This is a genomic window from Amycolatopsis xylanica (assembly GCF_900107045.1).
Lineage (GTDB): Bacteria > Actinomycetota > Actinomycetes > Mycobacteriales > Pseudonocardiaceae > Amycolatopsis > Amycolatopsis xylanica.
This window is the reverse complement of record NZ_FNON01000010.1, coordinates 123,648-140,971: the sequence shown is the minus strand read 5'-3', so window position 1 is coordinate 140,971 and position 17,324 is coordinate 123,648. Positions and strand designations below refer to the sequence as shown.

Genomic DNA, 17,324 nt, shown 5'->3' with positions numbered 1-17,324 from the left:
TCATGCCGGACGATTCAGCGAGATTCACGCTCGGCCCGGAGCTGCTGGACACCCTGCTGGAGCATCTCGCTTCCCGGGTGCGCGGGCTCGGCACCGCGCTCAGCACCGCCGAAACCCCGCCGCGCGTGGTGCGCGCGATCGGTGACGCGTCGGACTTCGAAGCACTGCAGGCGAAACTCGGCGAGGGCCCGACCAGGCAGGCGGCCGAGAGCCACGAGGCCGTCCACTCGGCGGACCTGCGCCACGACGAGCGCTGGCCGAAGCTGGCGGAAGCGTTGGCGCCCAGGGACAAAGTGGTCGCGCTGGCGGTCGCGGGCGGCTGGGACGACGACGGCCCGATCGTGCTCACCGTGTATCTCGACCGGGATCCGACGCCCGACGACATCCGCGCGATCGAGGAGACCGAGCCGGTGCTCGCGGTTTCGGCGGCGCTGGTCGACTTCTGCGCCGGCGAGATCATCAAAGCGGACCAGCTGGTCGACATGATCGAGTACCGCCGGGTGATCGAGCAGGCCAAGGGCATGATCATGGCCGCACGGCGCTGCGACGCCGCGGGCGCGTTCCGGACGCTGGTCGCGACGAGCCAGCACTACAACGTCAAGCTGCGCGAACTCGCCGTCGCCACGGTCGAACTGGTCGGCCACGCGCCCGCCGAGAGCGGCACCGACGAGCAGCTCGCGCCGCCCGCCGACGCCGCCCGCCGGGCCGCCAGTCACCTGTGGCAGTCCCTGCGCTCAGCCTGATTCGCGGATCGACTCCGCCACCGAGCCACCCGCCCGGTCGGCCTGCTCGTCCGGCGACGGGTCCGAGTGTCGCTGGTAGGTGTGTTCGTCCGGCGCCACCGGCTCGACGTCGGGCGGGATCTCGTCGATCGAGTCGTCCAGCTGGTCGGCGGGCGCGATCGCCAGTGGTGTCTCCGGCACCTCGTCCCCGCTGACGTCCGGCTCCTCCTCGCTGAGCCGCCGCTCGAGCGACTCGCCTTCGCGCGTCTCCGCCGCGGTGGTGCCGAACCGGTCGGCCGCGCTGTAGTGCTCGGGTGGCTCCACCCCGGCCTCCAGCGGGTCGACGCGCAGTTCGTCCTCGTCGAGCGCTTCGGTGGTGTTCAAGGTGTTAGGTTCTTCCGGGCCACTCAAGGCGGGCTCCTTCCGTCTGCGTCACCGACCGCATACCCGGTGAAACGCCCTGGTCAAACCAGTCATCCAGATCACACTTTCCTTACTTCACGAGTTTGTGAATCCGAGTATCGTTCGAGGTATGACCATGGCCGTGCGGGAGCCACCGGCTTCCTCCCCGGAGGACCTGGGGCGCCACGCCGCCTGGTACGTCCTCGCCGGTGTGGTCACGACAGCCGCACAGGCCGTCCTTTTCCTCGTTTTGCGCCCCGAACTGGGCTCGCAGGCCGCGAACCTCGTCGCGATCGCCATCACCACGGTCGGCAACACCGAGTTCCATCGCCGCGTCACCTTCGAAGGCCGCCGGAGCAAAGCGACAAAAAGGCATTTTCAGGACTTACTCACCTTTTGTTTCTACGCGGGCTACGGCTCGCTCGTCCTGGCTTCGCTCGATGTGCTCGTCGCGCAACCCTCCGCCTTATTGGAAACTGCCGTCTTGCTCGCCGCGAGCCTGGTCGGCGGCATCGTCCGGTTCGCTGTGCTGCGCTGGTGGGTCTTCGCTCGCGCCTAGGCGCTAAGGTCCGGGGCGTGCCAGGAAGCGACACCGAGCCGGACTATCGCTTCACCCTGGCCAACGAACGGACCTTCCTCGCCTGGATGCGCACCGCGCTCGGCCTGCTCGCCGGCGGAGTAGCGGCCCACCAGCTGGTTCCCGGACACAGCACCGCGAAAACGGCGCTGGCCACGCTCTGCGTCGTGCTCGCGGCCCTGGTCGCGGTGGCCGGATATCCACGCTGGCGCCGCGTCCAGCGTGCGATGCGCCGCGGCGAGCCGCTGCCCCGCAGCCTGATGACCCTGACCCTGACCTGCGGGATGGTCGTGATCACCGTGCTGGCCGCGATCCTGGTGCTGGCCGGATGACCACGAACGGGGCTCAAGCGCAGCGCACCGGGCTCGCCTGGCGGCGCACGGCGATCGGCGCCGTCGCGTGCGCACTGCTCCTGCTCCACGGCGAGGCGGTCTTCCCCGCCGTTCTCGCCGGTTCCACCGCGGTGCTGCTGGCCGTCGCCGGCCGTCACCGCGAGCGCCAGCTGAGCGCTGCACAGCCTTCCGCGGCAGGCGCCGTTCTGGCCGCCACCGCTTCGTTCGCCGTCGCGGCCACGGCCGTCACGACCCTCATATCCGGGTGGGACTGGTAATGGACTTACTGATCGTCGCCAAGCAGGTGCTGACCGGCCCGGCCGGTGACCGGCTGGAGCAGGGCGCGGTGCTGGTGACCGACGGCAAGATCGCCGCCGTCGGCTCCGAGGCCGAACTGTCGGCGCCCGAGGGCGTGCCGACCGTCCACTATCCCGATTCGACCGTCCTGCCCGGACTCGTCAACGCCCACGTGCACCTCGCTTTCGACAGCGGCGCCGACCCGGTCGCCACACTGCGGGCGAGCGACGACGAGACGCTCGCGGCCGGCATGGCCGAGCGGGCACGGCGTTTACTGGACTGCGGTGTCACCACCGCGCGCGATCTCGGCGACCGCGGCGGCCTCGCGCTCCGGCTGCGTGACCGCGTCGCGCGCGGCGAGGTGGCCGGTCCCCGCATTCTCACCGCGGGCGTGCCGCTCACGGTGCCGGGCGGGCACTGCTGGTTCCTCGGCGGCGAGGTCGACGGCGACGAGCAGATTCGCGCGCGCGTGCGCGAGAACGCGGCGGCGGGCGTCGACGTGATCAAGGTGATGGCGTCGGGCGGGCAGCTGACACCCGGCGGCGCCGACATGTGGGAGTCGCAGTTCGACGCCAGGCAGCTGCGGGTGATCGTGGCCGAGGCGAGCAAGGCCGGGCTGCCGGTGGCGGCGCACGCGCACGGCACCGAGGCGATCACCGCCGCGGTGATGGCGGGCGTGTCGACCATCGAGCACTGCACCTGGCTCGGGCAGGGCGGCTCGTACGACCCGAGACCGGAGATCGCCGAAGAGATGGCCGCGCGCGGCATCGCGGCCTGCTCGGCGATGAGCGGCAACTGGCGGCGGCTGCGCGAAGCGATGGGCGCCGAGCGCGCGGAACGGCTCTTCGGCAGGCTCCGCTGGCTCGACGAACTGGGTGTCCCGCTGCTGATCGGCACCGACGCCGGGCTGCCAGGCTCGGTCTTCGACGATCTGACCAGCAGCCTGGAGCTGTACGAGCACGTGGGCTTCAGCCGCGAGCGGATCATCGAACTGGCGACCACCGGTTCAGCGACGGCGCTGGGCCTGGGTGACACGACCGGACGAGTGGCGCCCGGATTCGACGCCGATCTGCTCGTCGTCGACGGCGATCCCACTACCGAATTGACTGCGCTGCGTCAAGTACGACTCGTTGTAGCGGGCGGCAGGCAGCACATCCTGCGAGACTCGAATCGCACTGTGCGCTGACTGATCTCGTTTGCATAAAGCAGGTTGCTGCTATCGGGGTATCTCTAGTTGAAATCTGGACTGTTGGTGCTGCTCGGCCTACAGTTACGCTCAGTCGCTACGACGGCAAGTAAGACGTGATCTTTTGGAGTACTTGCCGTTGAGAAGTTACTAAGCGTGGACCCCCGACGGCGACTCGTCGCAGGGTCGCCGGGGAGACGACCATGCGAGCCACTTTTCGCACGACAGAACAGGCGCCCGCGTTCGCGGCCGCGCCTGTTCAGGGTTATGTGACGCCTGAGACGCTACCGAGGCCCGGCGGCAGGCTCACCAAGGAAGACCTCGACCCCTTGGTCAAGGACGCCGGCGAGGGGAACCCGGCCGCCATCCAGTCGCTGCTGCGGCTGATCGGCCCGGTCGTGGTCCGCTACTGCCGCGCCCGCCTGGGCGGCCGCGACCTGTCCTACCTCTCGGCCGACGACGTCGCGCAGGAGGTCTGCCTCGCGGTGCTCAAGGCGCTGCCGGACTACCAGGACCGCGGCGGCTCCTTCCTCTATCTCGTGCACGCCATCGCGGCCAACAAGGTCGCCGACGCCTACCGTGCCGTCTCCCGCGACCGCTGCGACCCCGTGCCCGAGCTGCCCGAGCGCCCGCTGATCGAGAACGGCCCGGAGAACCACGCGCTGCACATCGACCTCGGCGCGCGCCTGGGCAAGCTGCTCAGCACCCTGCCCCGCGTGCAGCAGGAGATACTCGCGCTGCGCATCGCGGTCGGCCTCTCGGCCACCGAAACCGCCGAAGCGCTCGGCATTTCCGCTGGCAACGTCCGTGTCACCCAGCACCGCGCGCTGACCAGGCTCCGCGCCATGGTCGCCGCCGACGAAGATTTCTAGGCCCCTTTCCAAGCCTTAACAGCGGATCTTTAAGGTTGTCCCTCTAGCGGTTGAACACCCAGCCGCAGCGCGCCGGTCTTCGGACCGGCGTTCGCGTGAAGCGAGACGCTGCCAGCTGAGGTTCCCGGCCGCCGCTGCCTCGCTCGCGCGCCCATGACGGGATCGACGAGCCAGGGAGCAAGGTGTCGCTAAAGGAGTCCGACGACTTCGAGGTCGACCAGCGGATCCAAGAGCTGCGCGATGAGCTGGACGGCCTTCGGCGCGCGCTACGGACGCGCGCGACCATCGAACAGGCCATGGGTGTGCTCATCGTCGCGCAGCGCTGTGGTCCGGACCAGGCGTTCCGGACGCTGGTGCGGTTGTCCCAGCAGCACAACATCAAGTTGCACCGGATCGCGCAGATGCTGGTCCGTCTCGCCTCGACCGTCCCGCCGGAGAAGCTGGAGCCGCTGCTACGCCAGGCCATCGCGTCCTCACCGCAGATCGAGGACGGCGACCCGCTGTGGACCCCGGACGGCGACCTGCTCGACCGGGCCCGCGCGCTGCTCGAAACGGAGTCCGTGCCCGCGCTCGCGTCGCTGTACGAGCTGCTGGTCGATCGCGGGTGGCTACCGCCGTACGAGGTGCTGGCCGGGTTGGGTAATCACGACTCCAGCGCGTAGGCGCGGCGCGCCGTGTGCTCGAAGACCTCGGCGCGCTCGAGGTCCGAAAGCGGACCCGTGAGCGAAAGGGCGGCATCCACCACGACCTCGTAGGAGGCGGCGAGTTCGCAGACCGGCCAGTCGGAGCCGAACATCACTCGCTGCGCGCCGAACGACTCGAAGACGTGCTCGGCGTGACGGCGCAGATGCCCGACGCGCCACTGGTTCCAGTCGGCTTCGGTCACCAGGCCGGAGAGCTTGCAGTACACGTTCGGCCGCTCGGCGAGCTTCGCGAACTCGTCGGCCCACGGCTGCCATGCACCGCTCGCGATCGGCGGCTTCGCCGCGTGGTCGAGCACGAAGGTCATGTCCGGCAACGCATCCACGGCCGTGCGGGCCGCCGCCAGCTGCGGGGTCTGGACGAGCAGGTCGTACGCCAGGCCCGCGCGGCCGATCGCCGCGAGCCCGCGGATCACGTCCGGCCTGGCGAGCCAGCCGGGGTCGGCCTCGTTCTCGACCTGATGCCGGATGCCCACCAGCGGACCGGAATTCGCGAGCCTGGCCAGCTGCGAGTCGATGTCGTCCGCGGTCAGGTCGACCCAGCCGACCACGCCGGCGATGATCGGCTCGTCCGCCGCGGTCTCCAGGAACTCGACCGTCTCCTCGACCGAGGACACCGTCTGCACCAGCACGGTCGACCGGACACCGGCGCGCCGGGCCACCGCGCGGAGATCGTCCACTGTGTAGGGACGCCGGATCGGGTCGAGCGCGGACGCCGACATCCACGGGTAGTCACGCCGGGACGGATCCCACAGATGGTGGTGTGCGTCGATCACGACCGTACTCCCGCCTCCACCACGGTGTCCGCGCGCAGCAGACCCGCCCCGATGAGCTCGGACCACAATGCCGCCGGCACCGGCTTGCGTGCACGCGAAACGTTGACAGTCACCTGATCGGGCGAATGTGCGCCGACGACGACCGAAGCCACGGCCGGATGCGCCGACGGCAGGGCGATCGCCGCGTCGGGCAGTTCGACGCCGTGCTTCTCGCAGACGGCCGCGATCCGTTCCGCGCGGGCCACGAGTTCCGGTGGCGCGTCGGCGTAGTCGTACTTCGCGCCCGGCGTGTGCGTCGCGAGGATGCCGCCGTTGAACACGCCGGCGGCCATCACCGCCACCTTGCGCTCCACGCACAGCGGCAGCAGCTCGTCCAGCGCCGGCTGGTTGAGCAGCGAGTACCGGCCCGCGACCATGACCGCGTCGAGATCGGCACGGCGGATGAACTCGGCGAGCATCTCCGCCTGGTTCATCCCGACGCCGATCGCCCGCACCACGCCTTGCTCCCGCAGCTCCACGAGCGCGGGGACCGCGCCGGCCATGGCCTCGGCGAAATGATCGTCCGGATCGTGGATGTAGGCGATGTCGACGCGATCCAGCCCCATCCGGGTGAGACTGTCCTCAAGGGAGCGCAGCACGCCGTCGCGGCTGAAGTCCCAGCGCCGCCGGAAGCTCGCGGGCACGTCGAAACCTTGGGTGTCACGCTGGGAAACGCCGTCGGGGTCCGGCTCCAGCACCCGGCCGACCTTCGTCGACAGCACGAATTCGTCGCGGGGGTACGCCGACAGCGCGGCGCCGAGCCGCCGCTCGGAAAGTCCCAGTCCGTAATGCGGTGCGGTGTCGAAATAACGGATGCCCGCGTCCCACGCGGTGGCCACGGTCGCGCGGGCCGTGTCGTCGGAGATGGCGTGGTACAGGTTGCCGAGCTGGGCACAGCCGAGCCCCAGCCGGGTCACGTTCAGACCAAAATTCAAGGTAGCTCCCAAACCAGCGAGATGCCGGAGTCGTTGCCGGAGTAGTCGTCTTCGACCTCCAGCAGCTCGGCCATGCGAGCCTGCCACGGAATGTTCGCCGCGTGGTCACGCAAGGCGTTACGCATCGCCCCGTAGTCCTCCACCTCCACCACGTGAAAGAGGTCGCGGCCGTCACGCCAAATACGCCAGGAGTGCACTCCCGCCTCGCGTAACGCCGTGTCGAGCTCCGGCGGGATGACCGCGTGGACCCTTTCGTACTCGGCTTCCTTCCCCGGTTTCAGCCGGGTGTGCAATGCGACACGCTGGGCCATCGCGCCTCCTTCAGGCAAGACATGGCAGTCTGGACGGCAACACCTTGAAACATCCGAGGACTTTTGGGGAGGCGGGTCGGCATGCCGGTCACCGACGTCGCGATCGACAAGATCAAAGACATGATCATCTCGGGCGAGCTGGCCCCTGGCGACCGGCTCCCGAAAGAGGCCGAGCTCGCGCAGCGGCTGGGCCTGTCCCGCAGTTCCTTGCGTGAGGCGGTCAAGGCGCTGTGCCTCATCCGCGTGCTCGACGTGCGCCAGGGCGACGGCACGTACGTCACCAGCCTCGAACCGAACCTGTTGCTGGACGCGATGACCTTCGTCGTCGACTTCCACCGCGACGACACCGTGCTCGACTTCCTGGCGGTGCGCCGGATCCTGGAGCCGGCCGCCACCGCGATGGCCGCGCTGCACATGAGCGAAGAGGACATCGCGGAGCTAGGCGAACTGCTCAACGAGCTCGCCGATTCGCCGACCGTGGAGGCGCTGGTCGCCAACGATCTGCAGTTCCACCGCAAGATCGCCGACGGCTCCGGCAACCCGGTGCTGTGCTCGCTGCTGGACAGCCTGTCCGGCCCCACCGCGCGGGCGCGGATCTGGCGAGGGCTGACCCAGGAGGGCGCCGTCGCCAGGACCCGCGAGCAGCACACGGCGATCTACGAGGCCATCGCCGCCCGCGAGCCGGAACTGGCCCGCTCGTGGGCGACCGTCCACGTGGCAGGCGTCGAGCAGTGGCTGCGCAACGCGCTGGGCTCCGCCGACGAGCCCGTGGAGCCGTGACGACACGGGTAACTCCCTTTACGTCTGGGGTTTTCCACCCGCGAACCGGGAAATGATCAGCGCCACCAGGATGATGCCACCGTAGATCGCGGTGATCCAGAAGACCGGCACCTGCGCCAGGTTGAGCAGGTTGTTCACCACGCCGAGCAGCAGCACGCCGGTGAGCGCGCCGAACATGCTGCCCTTGCCGCCGTCGAGCGAGATCCCGCCGATGACCGCGGCGGCGAAGACGGTGAAGATCATGCCGTCGCCCTGGTTGGCGTTGAGCGCGCCGACGTACCCGGTGAGCACGAGCCCGCCCAGCGCGGCGAGCACCCCGGCGACCACGAACACCAGCCAGGAGATGCGGTCCACCCGGATACCGGCGGCCCGCGCGGCCTCGCGGTTGCCACCGATCGCGTAGAGCGCGCGGCCGACGCGGTGGTAGCGCAGCACGAACCCGGCGACGGCGTACGCGACACCCGCGAGCCACACGGACATCGGCAGCCCGGCGAAGGTCGTCGTGGCCAGGTCGGTGAACGCGTCGGGCAGGTCGAACAGCGTCTTGCCGTTGGTGGAGCCGATCAGCAGGCCGCGCAGGATGGTCAGCATCGCCAGCGTCACGATGAACGCGTTGAGCTGGAGCTTGACGATCAGGAACCCGTTGACCGCGCCGACCAGCGCGCCGATGAGCAGCACGATCAAAAGGCCCGCGAAGGTCGGCAGTTCCGTGCCGAACCCGGCGGACACCGCGGGGATGACCAGCATGGCGCCCAGCGCGGGCGCGATGCCGACCGTGGATTCCAGCGAGAGGTCGAACTTCCCGGAGATCAGCACCAGCGACTCGCCGAGCACGACCAGCGCCAGCGCGGCGGACGCGCCGAGGATGCTGATCAGGTTGTCGACGCCGAGGAAGCTGTCGTTGACCAGCGCGCCGAAGATGACGACGACCACCAGCGCCGGGAGCAGCGCCAGTTCGCGCAGCCACCCGATCCGCTTCTTGGCCGGCGCGGCGGGTGCCGCGGCCTGGCTCTTCGCGAGTACTTCAGTCACCGATCTCGACTCCTTCGATTTCCGCCACCAGGTCACCGTCGGACCAGCCTGCCCGGTGTTCGGCGACCACGGCGCCCGCGCGCAGCACGAGCACCCGGTCGCCGAGGCGCAGATCGTCGAGCTCGTCGCTGACGATCAGCACCGCCTTGCCTTCGGCGCGCACCCGGTCGACGACCGCGAGCAGCGCCTCCTTGGACTTCACATCGACACCGGCGGTGGGGTTGATCAGCACCACCACGCGCGGGTCACTCGCGAGTGCGCGCGCGAGCACCACCTTCTGCTGGTTGCCGCCGGAAAGGTCGGACACCGGCTGGTCGGGGCCCGCGGCCACCACGCCGTAGTCGGCGATAGCGGCGCGTGCGTTGCCTCCGCGCGCGCTGGGAGACGCGATGCCCGCCGGGCCGAGCCGGTCGAGCACGCTCAGCGTGGCGTTGTCCGCGATGGACATGCCGAGCACCAGGCCCTGATGATGGCGATCCCTTGGCACACAGCCGATCCCGGCCTTCAGTGCGGCTGGGACGCTGCCCGGCTTGAGCGGCACGCCGTCGATCTTGATGATGCCTTCGGTCGGCTCGCGCAGGCCGTAGAGCGTCTCGGCGAGCTGGTGCTTGCCGCTGGCGTTGCTGCCCGCGAGTCCGAGCACCTCGCCCTTGCGCAGGCGGAAACTGATGCCGGAGAAGGAATCGCCCGACAGGTTGTCCACCGTGAGCGCTTCCGGCGCCCCGGCTTCGAGCGGGTCGCGTTCGGCCGCGTCGCGCACCGAAAGGCCACCCTGCTCCCCTGTCATCGCGGCGACGAGGTCTGCGCGGCCGAGATCGGCGACCGGCGCGGTCAGCACATGCCTGGCGTCGCGCAGGACCGTGACGGCCTCGCAGACCTCGTAGACTTCGTGCAGGTGATGGGAGATGAACAGGAACGTCACCCCGCTCGCCTGCAGCTCACGCATCCGGTCGAAGAGCCGCTCGATGGCCTGGCTGTCGAGCTGGGCCGTCGGCTCGTCGAGCACGATGAACCTGGCGCCATAAGACAAAGCGCGCGCGATCTCGACGAACTGGCGGTCCTCGACGGACAGTTCGCCCGCCAAGGTGTCGACGTCGACGTCGACGCCCCACGAGTCGAGCAGCTCCCGCGCCTGGCGGCGCAGGCGGTTCCAGCTGATCATGAACTTCTTGCCGGACTGCCTGTTGAGGAACAGGTTCTCCGCGACCGTGAGCTGGGGAATGACAGTCGAGTGCTGGTAGACGCACGCGACTTTCTGCCGCCAGCCGTCACGATCGGCCAGCGGCGGCGCCGGTTCGCCGCCGAACTCGACCGAGCCGGTGTCCGATTTGGACAGTCCGGTGAGGATCGAGACCAGCGTGGACTTGCCGGCGCCGTTCCGGCCGACGAGCGCGTGCGACTCGCCGGGCCGGACTGTCAGGCTGACGTCGGCCAAGGCCACGGTCGGGCCGTAGCGCTTGCCGACGCCGAAAGCACTGACCACCGGGGCGGCGGCTCCCGCAGTGGCTGGCGCTGTCATAAGTTGTTGCCCCACAAAGCCTTGTCGTCGACGTTGTCCTTGGTGACGACCGGCGCGGGCAGCTGGTCCTCGAGGATCCCGGGGTGGGTCTCGACGATGGTGCTGCCGTGGTCGGTCGGGCCTGGCTGGAACTTCTCGCCTGCCATGGCCTTCTTGATCCAGTACATGCCGTACTTGGCGTAGTCGTCGGCGGGCTGCGAGACGGTGGCGTCGAGCTCGCCGTCGCGGATCGCCTTGAGTTCCTGCGGGATGCCGTCGTTGCTCACCAGCACGATGTGCTTGGGGTCGCCGACCGGGAAGAAGAGGTTCTTGCGCTTCAACGTCTGCAGCGTCGGCGCGAGGTAGACGCCACCGGCCTGCATGTACACGGCCTTGATGTCGGGGTTCGCGGTGAGCAGCCCTTCGAGCCCGGAGGCGGCCTTGTCGGCCTTCCACTCGGCCGCGATCTCCAGCACCTGGACACCGGCGTACTTGGTCTTCATGCACTCGCGGAAGGCCTCCGACCTTTCGCGGCCGTTGACCGAGGAGAGGTCGCCCATGATCTGCACGACCTTGCCGGAGGTGACCTTGGCGCCGATGGCGTCGCAGGCCTTGACGCCGTACGCCTTGTTGTCGGCGCGCACGACCATGGCGACCTTGCCGCTCTCGGGCGCGACGTCGACGGCGACCACCGGGACGCTCTTGTTCTCGGCCTGCTTGAGCCCGGCGACGATGGCCGCGGAGTCCAGCGGGGTCACGACCAGGCCCTTGACGCCCTGGTTGAGCAGGTTGCCGATGTCGGTGATCTGCTTGGCGGAGTCGCTGTCGGCGTTGACCGTCGGCAGCGCGTCGATCCCGGACGCCTGCGCCATCTTCGGCACGTAGTTGTTGTAGGCCTGCCAGAACGGGGAGGTCAGCAGCGGGACGGTCGCGCCGACCTTGCCGCCCTGCGCCTGGCCGCCGTCACCGGCGGGTTTGTCCTTCGTGGAGCCACAAGCCGTGAGTGCGAGACTGGCTATCGCCGTGGCGGCGGCCACTTTCAGCAGAGATGCGCGCACCGGATCCTCCTTGATGCCGGGTCGGTAAAGCCTCAGTTTTTCGGCCGTAAGCGCAGGCCGTACATGCCACCGTCGACGGCCAGCGCGGTGCCGGTCGTGGAAGCCGACAGCGGGCTCGCCAGGTAGACGATCGAGTTCGCGACCTCGCCGGCGGAGACGAGGCGGCCCATGGGCTGGCGGGCTTCGAGCGCGGCGCGCTCGGCGACGGGGTCGTCGGCCTTGTCGAGCAGCCTGCCGACCCACGGGGTGTCCGCGGTGCCGGGCATGACGCAGTTGACCCGGACACCGTCCGGCACGTGGTCGGCCGCCATGGCGAGGGTGAGCGCGTGCACCGCGCCCTTGCTCGCCGAATAGAGCGCACGTGCGGGCAGGCCGGACCAAGCGGCGATCGAACAGGTGTTGACGATCGCCGCCGACGGCGACTTCTTCAGGTGGGGCAAGGCCGCGCGGGCGACCCTGACCATGCCGACGACGTTGACGTCGAGCACACGGTGCCACTCGTCGTCGTCGTTGGCGGTGACGTCGCCCTGCGCGCCGATCCCGGCGTTGTTGACGACGATGTCGAGGCGTCCGAAGCGCTCCACGACCGCGTCGATCGCGGAGGTGACCTCAGCGGCGGAGCTGACGTCACACCGGAAACCGGTCAGGCCTTCGGGCACCTCGTCGGGCTTCAGGTCGAGCACCGCCACGGTCGCGCCGCGCGCGGCGAGCAGCTCGGCGGTCGCCAAGCCGATCCCCGAAGCGCCTCCGGTGACGGCGGCCACCAGGCCTTCGAAATCAGACATCAGGTCTTAACTCTCCGTCCATTCGGGACCGTCCGGGAACAGGAAGCGCCGCAGCGTCGCGTCGTGCATACGGCTGGAGAACCCCGGCGCGGTCGGTGCCACGTACCGGCCGTCGCGGACGATGGCCGGGTCGGTGAAGTGCTCGTGCAGGTGATCGACCCACTCGATGGAGCGGTCGACGTCGCTGCCCGAAACCGAAACATAGTCGAACATCGACAGGTGACGCACCATCTCGCAGAGCCCGACCCCGCCGGCGTGCGGGCACACCGGGACGCCGAACTTGGCCGCCAGCAACAGGATCGCGACGTTCTCGTTCACGCCGCCGACGCGCGCGGCGTCGAGCTGCAGCACCGAGAGCGAGCCCGCCTGCAGCATCTGCTTGAACACCACGCGGTTCTGCACGTGCTCGCCGGTGGCGACCTTGATCGGCTGCAGCGCCTTGGCGATCGCCGCGTGGCCGAGCACGTCGTCCGGCGAGGTCGGCTCCTCGATCCAGTACGGGTCGTACGGGGCGAGCTGGTTCATCCACTGGATGGCGGTGGTGACGTCCCAGCGCTGGTTGGCGTCGACGGCGATCCGGATGGCCGGGCCGACGGTCTCGCGGGCGAGCTTCATCCGGCGGACGTCGTCCTCGACGTCGCCGCCGACCTTGAGCTTGATCATCTCGAAGCCGTCGGCGACCGCCTGCTCGGAGAGCCGGACGAGCTTGGAGTCCGAGTAGCCGAGCCAGCCGGGAGACGTGGTGTAGGCGCGATATCCGTGGCGCAGCAGTCGTTCCGTGCGTTCGGCACGGCCCGGCTGGGCGGCCTTGAGGATGTCGATCGCTTCCTGCTCGGTCAGCGCGTCCGAGAGGTAGCGGTAGTCGACGAGCCCGGCGATCTCCTCCGGGGTCATCTCGGCCAGGAATCTCCACAGTGGACGGTCTGCGTGCCGTGCGGCGAGGTCCCACGCGGCGTTGACGACCGCGCCGATCGCCATGTGCGCGACGCCCTTTTCCGGGCCCAGCCAGCGGAACTGCGAGTCGCCGATGAGGTCGGACGACAGCTTGGCGAGCTCGGCCGCGGTGCGGGGCACCCGCTTGCCGACCACATGCGACTCGAGCGCGCTGATCGCGGCGGCCTGCACGTCGTTGCCGCGGCCGATGGTGAACGCGAGCCCGTAGCCGTCCGGCCCGGTGTCGGCCTTGAGCACGACATAGGCGGCCGAGTAGTCGGGGTCCTGGTTCATGGCGTCGGACCCGTCCAGCTCCCGCGAAGTCGGGAAGCGGACGTCCATGACCTCCATGCCGATGATGTGCGCCATGTCAGGCCTGCCCCACGGACTGCTTCTGGCGGCCGAGGCCGTCGATCTCCAGCTCGATGACGTCCCCTTCACGCAGGTACGGCTTGGGGTCCGGCTGGCCGAGCGCGACGCCTTCCGGCGTGCCCGTGTTGATCAGGTCGCCGGGGCGCAGCACCATGAACTGACTCAGGTAGTGCACGATCTCCGCCACCGTGAACACCATGTCCTTGGTGGACGAGTCCTGCCACTTGTGGCCGTTGACCCACAGCCGCAGGCCGAGCGCCTGCGGGTCGGGCACCTGGCTCGCCGGGGTCAGCCACGGGCCGAGCGGGTTGAAGTTCTCGCACGACTTGCCCTTGTCCCACTGACCGCCGCGGAAGAGCTGGAACTCGCGCTCGGAGACGTCGTTGGAGACGACGTAGCCCGCGACGTGGTCGAGAGCGTCCTCGACGCTCTCGATGTACCTGGCGGTCTTGCCGATGACGACGCCGAGCTCCACCTCCCAGTCGGTGCTGGTGGACTTGCGCGGGACGAGCACCTGGTCGTTCGGCCCGACGACGACGTCGGCCGCCTTCATGAAGACGACCGGCTCCTTCGGGATCTCCGCGTTGGTCTCCTCGGCGTGGCGCCGGTAGTTGAGGCCGATGCAGACGACCTTGCCCGGCTGCGCGATCGGCGAGCCCACCCGCAGGTCCTGCGCGTTCTCGACGGCCGGGAGCTCGCCCCGGCCCAGCGCGGCGGCGGCGCGGGCTATCCCGTCGGCGGCCAGGAATCCGCCGTCTATGTCGGCGGTCAGCGAGGACAGGTCGTGGATCGTGCCGTCCTCGGCACGCACGAAGGGGCGCTCACTTCCCGGTTCACCGAGACGCAACAGCTGCACGGACGTTCCCTTCCGCATCGACTACCCAGACATCCGATGTATATCGCATCCTCCGGGGTCGGATCTAGGGTTCGAACGGATTAATGCCGAAAATTGATCGGATCAGTCGCCGCCCACTGTCCGCCCACTGGAAAGCTTCCAGGCGTATGGGAATATTTACCCACGCTAAGCAAGTTTCGCACTTCGGGAGAACTACTGGGTGGGAGTCAGATGAGCACAACCTTGGCGGAGCCGACCGCGTCCGTGCAGGTCAGGACGCACAGCAGGCTGCGATACGCGCTGGTACTGGGCGGCCTGTCGGCGTTCGGGCCGCTGTCGATCGACATGTATCTGCCCGCGTTCCCGTCGATGACCGCGGACTTCCGCAGCACGCCGTCGACGCTGCAGCTCACCCTCTCGGCGTTCATCATCGGCCTCGCACTCGGCCAGGTGGTCATCGGACCGCTGTCCGACGCGCTCGGCCGTCGCAGGCCGCTGCTCGCCGGGCTGGCGCTCTACGTGATCGGTTCCGCACTCTGCGCGTTCGCCCCTACGGCCGAACTGCTCATCGCGGCGCGCGTGGTGCAGGCGATCGGCGCGGCCGCTGGCATCGTGATCGCGCGGGCGACCGTGCGCGACCTCTTCTCCGGCATCGCGATGACCAAGTTCTTCTCGATGCTGATGCTGGTGAACGGGCTCGCCCCGATCCTGGCGCCGATCATCGGCGGCCAGGTGCTCCGGGTGACCTCGTGGCGCGGCGTCTTCGTCGTGCTGGTCGTGTTCGGCGCGCTGCTGCTGACCGTGGTCGCGCTCGCGCTGCCGGAGCCACTGCCCGAGGACCGCCGTGTCCCCGCGCGGCCGCGCGCGATCCTGCGCACGTACTTCCGGCTGCTGCGCGACCGGACGTTCATGGGCTACACGCTCGCGTCCGGCCTGATGTTCGCCGGTCTCTTCGCCTACATCTCCGGCTCGTCGTTCGTGCTCCAGGACGTCTACGGCCTGAGCCCGCAGGCCTACGCGCTCGCGTTCGGCATCAACGGCATCGGCATCGTGGCGGTCGGCCAGCTGAACGGCGCCATCGTCGGCCGCTTCCCCGAGCGCGTGCTGCTGCGCTTCGGCCTGTTCTCCTCGGTCGTCGGCGGCCTGCTCGTGCTGCTGGCCGTGGTACTGCACTGGGGCCTGATCGGCCTGCTGGCCGGGCTGTTCGTGGTCGTGTCGAGCATCGGCATGGTCGCCCCGAACGCCAGCTCACTCGGCCTGGCCGAGCAGGCGGGCAACGCGGGCGCGGCCTCGGCGCTGATGGGCGTGCTCCAGTTCCTGGTCGGCGGCCTGGCCACCCCCCTGGTCGGCCTGGGCGGCTCTGGCACCGCGCTCCCCATGGTCATCGTGATCGCGGCCTTCACCGCCCTGGCCCTGCTGGCCTACCTCACCCTGACCAGGGAAAAAAATCCCAATGTGGCTTTCGTCAGTTCTTAGCTGACGAAAGCCACATTGGCGGCCCGAAATCTGACCAATGCCACATTGGGATTTTTTTCCTGGTCCCGGGGGTTAGGCGAGGGAGGCCAGGTCGGCGGTGCGGAGCTGGTCGGGGGTGACCGTGGTGCGACCGTCCACAAGGGAATTGAGGGCGGCGCCGTCGTCCCACATGTTCACGTTCATCGCGGCCGTGACCCGGCCTTGGTTGAGCCAGAACGCGGTGAACTCGCGGGCGGCCAGGTCGCCGCGCACGACCAGCTCGTCCGTGTCGATGTCGGCGAGACCGCGATATTCGCAGCCCAGGTCGTATTGGTCGGTGAAGAAGTACGGCGAGTTCAGGTACGGCTCGTTCTCGCCGATGAGGTTGCCCGCCACGTGCGTGCCCTGGTTCTTCGCGTTCGCCCAGTGCTCGACGCGGACGCGTTTGCCGTAGCGCGGGTGGAAGTGGGCCGCGATGTCACCTGCGGCGTAGACGTCGGGGGCCGCCGTGCGCAGGCCCGCGTCGGCGCAGACGCCGCCGTCGTCGGAGATCTCGAGCCCGGCCGCGTGTGCGAGTTCGACGCGCGGTGCGACGCCGACGGCCACCAGCACCAGATCGGCGGCCAGCTCGGAGCCGTCGCTCAGCCGGACGCCGCGCACCCCGCCGGCGTCGCCGGTGAACTCCGCGACACCCGCGCCGAGCCGCCAGGTCACCCCATGCGCGCTGTGCAGGTCGCGGAAGACCGCGGAGATCTCGGACCCGAGCACCGGCTCCAGCGGGCCGGACACCATGTCGACCACCGTCACTTCGCAGTCGTGCTTACGTGCGGCCGCCGCGACCTCCGTGCCGATCCAGCCCGCGCCGACGATGATCACCCGCTCGGCCTTGGCGAGATCCTCACGCAAGCCCAGCGAGTCGTCGAGCGTGCGCAGCGTCCGCAAGCCAGGCAAGTCCGCGCCGGGCACCGGCAGCGAACGCGGGCGCGAGCCGGTCGCGAGCAGCAGCCGGTCGAAACGGTGCTCTCCCCCGTGGCTGTCGAGCACGAGACGGGCGCCGAGTTCAATGCGGGTCGCCGCGACACCGCTGCGGAGGTCGATGTCGTGCTCGGTATAGAAGTTCTCGTCGCGCACCCAGTCCGGCTCGTCCTTGTCGCCGAGCAGCACGCCCTTCGACAGCGGCGGTAACTCGTACGGGCGATGTTTCTCTTCGCCGAGAACGAGAACTTCACCCGAATAGCCGCGCTCTCGCAGACCGGCCGCGGCGGACGCACCCGCCAGCCCGGCTCCGACGATGACGATGCGTTTGGGCTCCGACATGGGTTTTCCTCCCGAGACGGCGCGAGTATCAGTCGCACGCTACCGCTGTTATCCGTTTTCGGCATGCCCGCGAAACTCGTCGGTAGATTTTTCCGGATTCCCGCGTCAC

At 69.2% G+C, this 17,324-nt stretch carries 20 protein-coding genes; 9 read left to right on the top strand and 11 right to left on the bottom strand.

The genetic code is table 11. The features are described 5' to 3' along the window. Window positions 1–2: 2 nt before the first annotated feature. On the top strand, window positions 3–743 hold the full coding sequence (locus BLV57_RS44070) for an ANTAR domain-containing protein (protein WP_176968955.1): 741 nt from the start codon (window positions 3–5) through the stop codon (window positions 741–743). On the opposite strand, the gene BLV57_RS35765 is transcribed toward BLV57_RS44070, so the two are convergent. Beyond that, entirely contained in the window at window positions 735–1,106 is a 372-nt protein-coding gene (locus tag BLV57_RS35765) for a hypothetical protein (RefSeq protein WP_245757650.1), read from the bottom strand. The genes BLV57_RS44070 and BLV57_RS35765 overlap by 9 nt on opposite strands. A 148-nt stretch (window positions 1,107–1,254) precedes the next feature. Here BLV57_RS35765 and BLV57_RS35760 point away from each other — a divergent pair, with 148 nt between their 5' ends. The 6 genes from BLV57_RS35760 to BLV57_RS35735 all read left to right on the top strand — a co-directional run bounded on the left by BLV57_RS35760 (window position 1,255) and on the right by BLV57_RS35735 (window position 5,050). After that, window positions 1,255–1,683 (top strand): GtrA family protein, encoded by a 429-nt coding sequence (locus BLV57_RS35760; protein ID WP_091297168.1) that lies wholly within the window; start codon window positions 1,255–1,257, stop codon window positions 1,681–1,683. Between the two features lie 17 nt (window positions 1,684–1,700). After that, the gene (locus tag BLV57_RS35755) at window positions 1,701–2,033 is read left to right on the top strand and encodes a YidH family protein (RefSeq protein WP_245757649.1); all 333 of its coding nucleotides are present in this window, start codon (window positions 1,701–1,703) and stop codon (window positions 2,031–2,033) included. Continuing rightward, entirely contained in the window at window positions 2,030–2,311 is a 282-nt protein-coding gene (locus tag BLV57_RS35750; protein WP_091297165.1) for a DUF202 domain-containing protein, read from the top strand. The genes BLV57_RS35755 and BLV57_RS35750 overlap by 4 nt, the downstream gene beginning before the upstream one ends. After that, window positions 2,311–3,516 carry an amidohydrolase family protein gene (locus BLV57_RS35745; RefSeq protein ID WP_218134948.1) on the top strand — a complete coding sequence of 402 codons (1,206 nt, stop codon included), beginning with the start codon at window positions 2,311–2,313 and terminating at the stop codon, window positions 3,514–3,516. The genes BLV57_RS35750 and BLV57_RS35745 overlap by 1 nt, the downstream gene beginning before the upstream one ends. Before the next feature lie 203 nt (window positions 3,517–3,719). After that, window positions 3,720–4,388, top strand: a complete 669-nt coding sequence (gene shbA / locus BLV57_RS35740; protein ID WP_091297163.1) for an RNA polymerase sigma factor ShbA — start codon at window positions 3,720–3,722, stop codon at window positions 4,386–4,388. Window positions 4,389–4,570: 182 nt separating this feature from the next. After that, window positions 4,571–5,050, top strand: a complete 480-nt coding sequence (locus BLV57_RS35735) for an ANTAR domain-containing protein (RefSeq protein WP_091297160.1) — start codon at window positions 4,571–4,573, stop codon at window positions 5,048–5,050. Here BLV57_RS35735 and BLV57_RS35730 read toward each other — a convergent pair. Genes BLV57_RS35730 through BLV57_RS35720 form a run of 3 tightly spaced genes read right to left on the bottom strand, consistent with a single transcriptional unit; the run spans window position 5,032 to window position 7,150 of the window. After that, a complete protein-coding gene (locus BLV57_RS35730; protein ID WP_091297159.1) occupies window positions 5,032–5,865 on the bottom strand; it encodes an amidohydrolase family protein in 834 nt (277 codons plus the stop codon). The genes BLV57_RS35735 and BLV57_RS35730 overlap by 19 nt on opposite strands. Next, window positions 5,862–6,827, bottom strand: coding sequence for an aldo/keto reductase (locus tag BLV57_RS35725; RefSeq protein ID WP_245757660.1), 966 nt, complete (start codon window positions 6,825–6,827; stop codon window positions 5,862–5,864). The genes BLV57_RS35730 and BLV57_RS35725 overlap by 4 nt, the downstream gene beginning before the upstream one ends. Window positions 6,828–6,835: 8 nt before the next feature. Then, complete coding sequence (locus BLV57_RS35720) at window positions 6,836–7,150, bottom strand: L-rhamnose mutarotase (protein WP_091297156.1); 315 nt, start codon at window positions 7,148–7,150, stop codon at window positions 6,836–6,838. A gap of 81 nt (window positions 7,151–7,231) precedes the next feature. Between BLV57_RS35720 and BLV57_RS35715 the strand changes: the two genes are divergently transcribed. Next, window positions 7,232–7,930, top strand: coding sequence for a FadR/GntR family transcriptional regulator (locus tag BLV57_RS35715; RefSeq protein WP_091297154.1), 699 nt, complete (start codon window positions 7,232–7,234; stop codon window positions 7,928–7,930). Between the two features lie 18 nt (window positions 7,931–7,948). On the opposite strand, the gene BLV57_RS35710 is transcribed toward BLV57_RS35715, so the two are convergent. From BLV57_RS35710 to BLV57_RS35685, 6 genes are read right to left on the bottom strand one after another with little or no spacing between them, the layout of a single operon-like run. Next, entirely contained in the window at window positions 7,949–8,902 is a 954-nt protein-coding gene (locus BLV57_RS35710) for an ABC transporter permease (RefSeq protein WP_425426070.1), read from the bottom strand. 52 nt (window positions 8,903–8,954) lie between these two features. Next, window positions 8,955–10,481 carry a sugar ABC transporter ATP-binding protein gene (locus BLV57_RS35705; protein ID WP_091297149.1) on the bottom strand — a complete coding sequence of 509 codons (1,527 nt, stop codon included), beginning with the start codon at window positions 10,479–10,481 and terminating at the stop codon, window positions 8,955–8,957. Then, window positions 10,478–11,506, bottom strand: coding sequence for a sugar ABC transporter substrate-binding protein (locus BLV57_RS35700; RefSeq protein WP_091297557.1), 1,029 nt, complete (start codon window positions 11,504–11,506; stop codon window positions 10,478–10,480). Before BLV57_RS35700 ends, BLV57_RS35705 begins: the two co-directional genes overlap by 4 nt. A 44-nt stretch (window positions 11,507–11,550) precedes the next feature. Then, window positions 11,551–12,303 carry an SDR family NAD(P)-dependent oxidoreductase gene (locus BLV57_RS35695; protein ID WP_091297146.1) on the bottom strand — a complete coding sequence of 251 codons (753 nt, stop codon included), beginning with the start codon at window positions 12,301–12,303 and terminating at the stop codon, window positions 11,551–11,553. 6 nt (window positions 12,304–12,309) lie between these two features. Then, window positions 12,310–13,605: an enolase C-terminal domain-like protein gene (locus BLV57_RS35690; protein WP_091297143.1), complete on the bottom strand. Its 1,296-nt coding sequence runs from the start codon at window positions 13,603–13,605 to the stop codon at window positions 12,310–12,312. Between the two features lies 1 nt (window position 13,606). After that, window positions 13,607–14,464, bottom strand: a complete 858-nt coding sequence (locus BLV57_RS35685) for a fumarylacetoacetate hydrolase family protein (protein WP_091297555.1) — start codon at window positions 14,462–14,464, stop codon at window positions 13,607–13,609. A 210-nt stretch (window positions 14,465–14,674) separates the two neighbouring features. Here BLV57_RS35685 and BLV57_RS35680 point away from each other — a divergent pair, with 210 nt between their 5' ends. Then, on the top strand, window positions 14,675–15,919 hold the full coding sequence (locus tag BLV57_RS35680) for a Bcr/CflA family multidrug efflux MFS transporter (protein ID WP_091297142.1): 1,245 nt from the start codon (window positions 14,675–14,677) through the stop codon (window positions 15,917–15,919). Window positions 15,920–15,991: 72 nt separating this feature from the next. Here BLV57_RS35680 and BLV57_RS35675 read toward each other — a convergent pair whose 3' ends face one another. Beyond that, the gene (locus BLV57_RS35675; protein ID WP_091297140.1) at window positions 15,992–17,215 is read right to left on the bottom strand and encodes an NAD(P)/FAD-dependent oxidoreductase; all 1,224 of its coding nucleotides are present in this window, start codon (window positions 17,213–17,215) and stop codon (window positions 15,992–15,994) included. Window positions 17,216–17,324: the final 109 nt, after the last annotated feature.

Bases quoted from the DNA above. Each gene is read 5' to 3' on its own strand.
- BLV57_RS44070 (WP_176968955.1), top strand. From the start codon at position 3: ATGCCGGACGATTCAGCGAGATTCACGCTCGGCCCGGAGCTGCTGGAC.
- BLV57_RS35760 (WP_091297168.1), top strand. From the start codon at position 1,255: ATGACCATGGCCGTGCGGGAGCCACCGGCTTCCTCCCCGGAGGACCTG.
- BLV57_RS35750 (WP_091297165.1), top strand. From the start codon at position 2,030: ATGACCACGAACGGGGCTCAAGCGCAGCGCACCGGGCTCGCCTGGCGG.
- BLV57_RS35745 (WP_218134948.1), top strand. From the start codon at position 2,311: ATGGACTTACTGATCGTCGCCAAGCAGGTGCTGACCGGCCCGGCCGGT.
- shbA (WP_091297163.1), top strand. From the start codon at position 3,720: ATGCGAGCCACTTTTCGCACGACAGAACAGGCGCCCGCGTTCGCGGCC.
- BLV57_RS35720 (WP_091297156.1), bottom strand. From the start codon at position 7,150: ATGGCCCAGCGTGTCGCATTGCACACCCGGCTGAAACCGGGGAAGGAA.
- BLV57_RS35715 (WP_091297154.1), top strand. From the start codon at position 7,232: ATGCCGGTCACCGACGTCGCGATCGACAAGATCAAAGACATGATCATC.
- BLV57_RS35705 (WP_091297149.1), bottom strand. From the start codon at position 10,481: ATGACAGCGCCAGCCACTGCGGGAGCCGCCGCCCCGGTGGTCAGTGCT.
- BLV57_RS35695 (WP_091297146.1), bottom strand. From the start codon at position 12,303: ATGTCTGATTTCGAAGGCCTGGTGGCCGCCGTCACCGGAGGCGCTTCG.
- BLV57_RS35690 (WP_091297143.1), bottom strand. From the start codon at position 13,605: ATGGCGCACATCATCGGCATGGAGGTCATGGACGTCCGCTTCCCGACT.
- BLV57_RS35680 (WP_091297142.1), top strand. From the start codon at position 14,675: ATGAGCACAACCTTGGCGGAGCCGACCGCGTCCGTGCAGGTCAGGACG.
- BLV57_RS35675 (WP_091297140.1), bottom strand. From the start codon at position 17,215: ATGTCGGAGCCCAAACGCATCGTCATCGTCGGAGCCGGGCTGGCGGGT.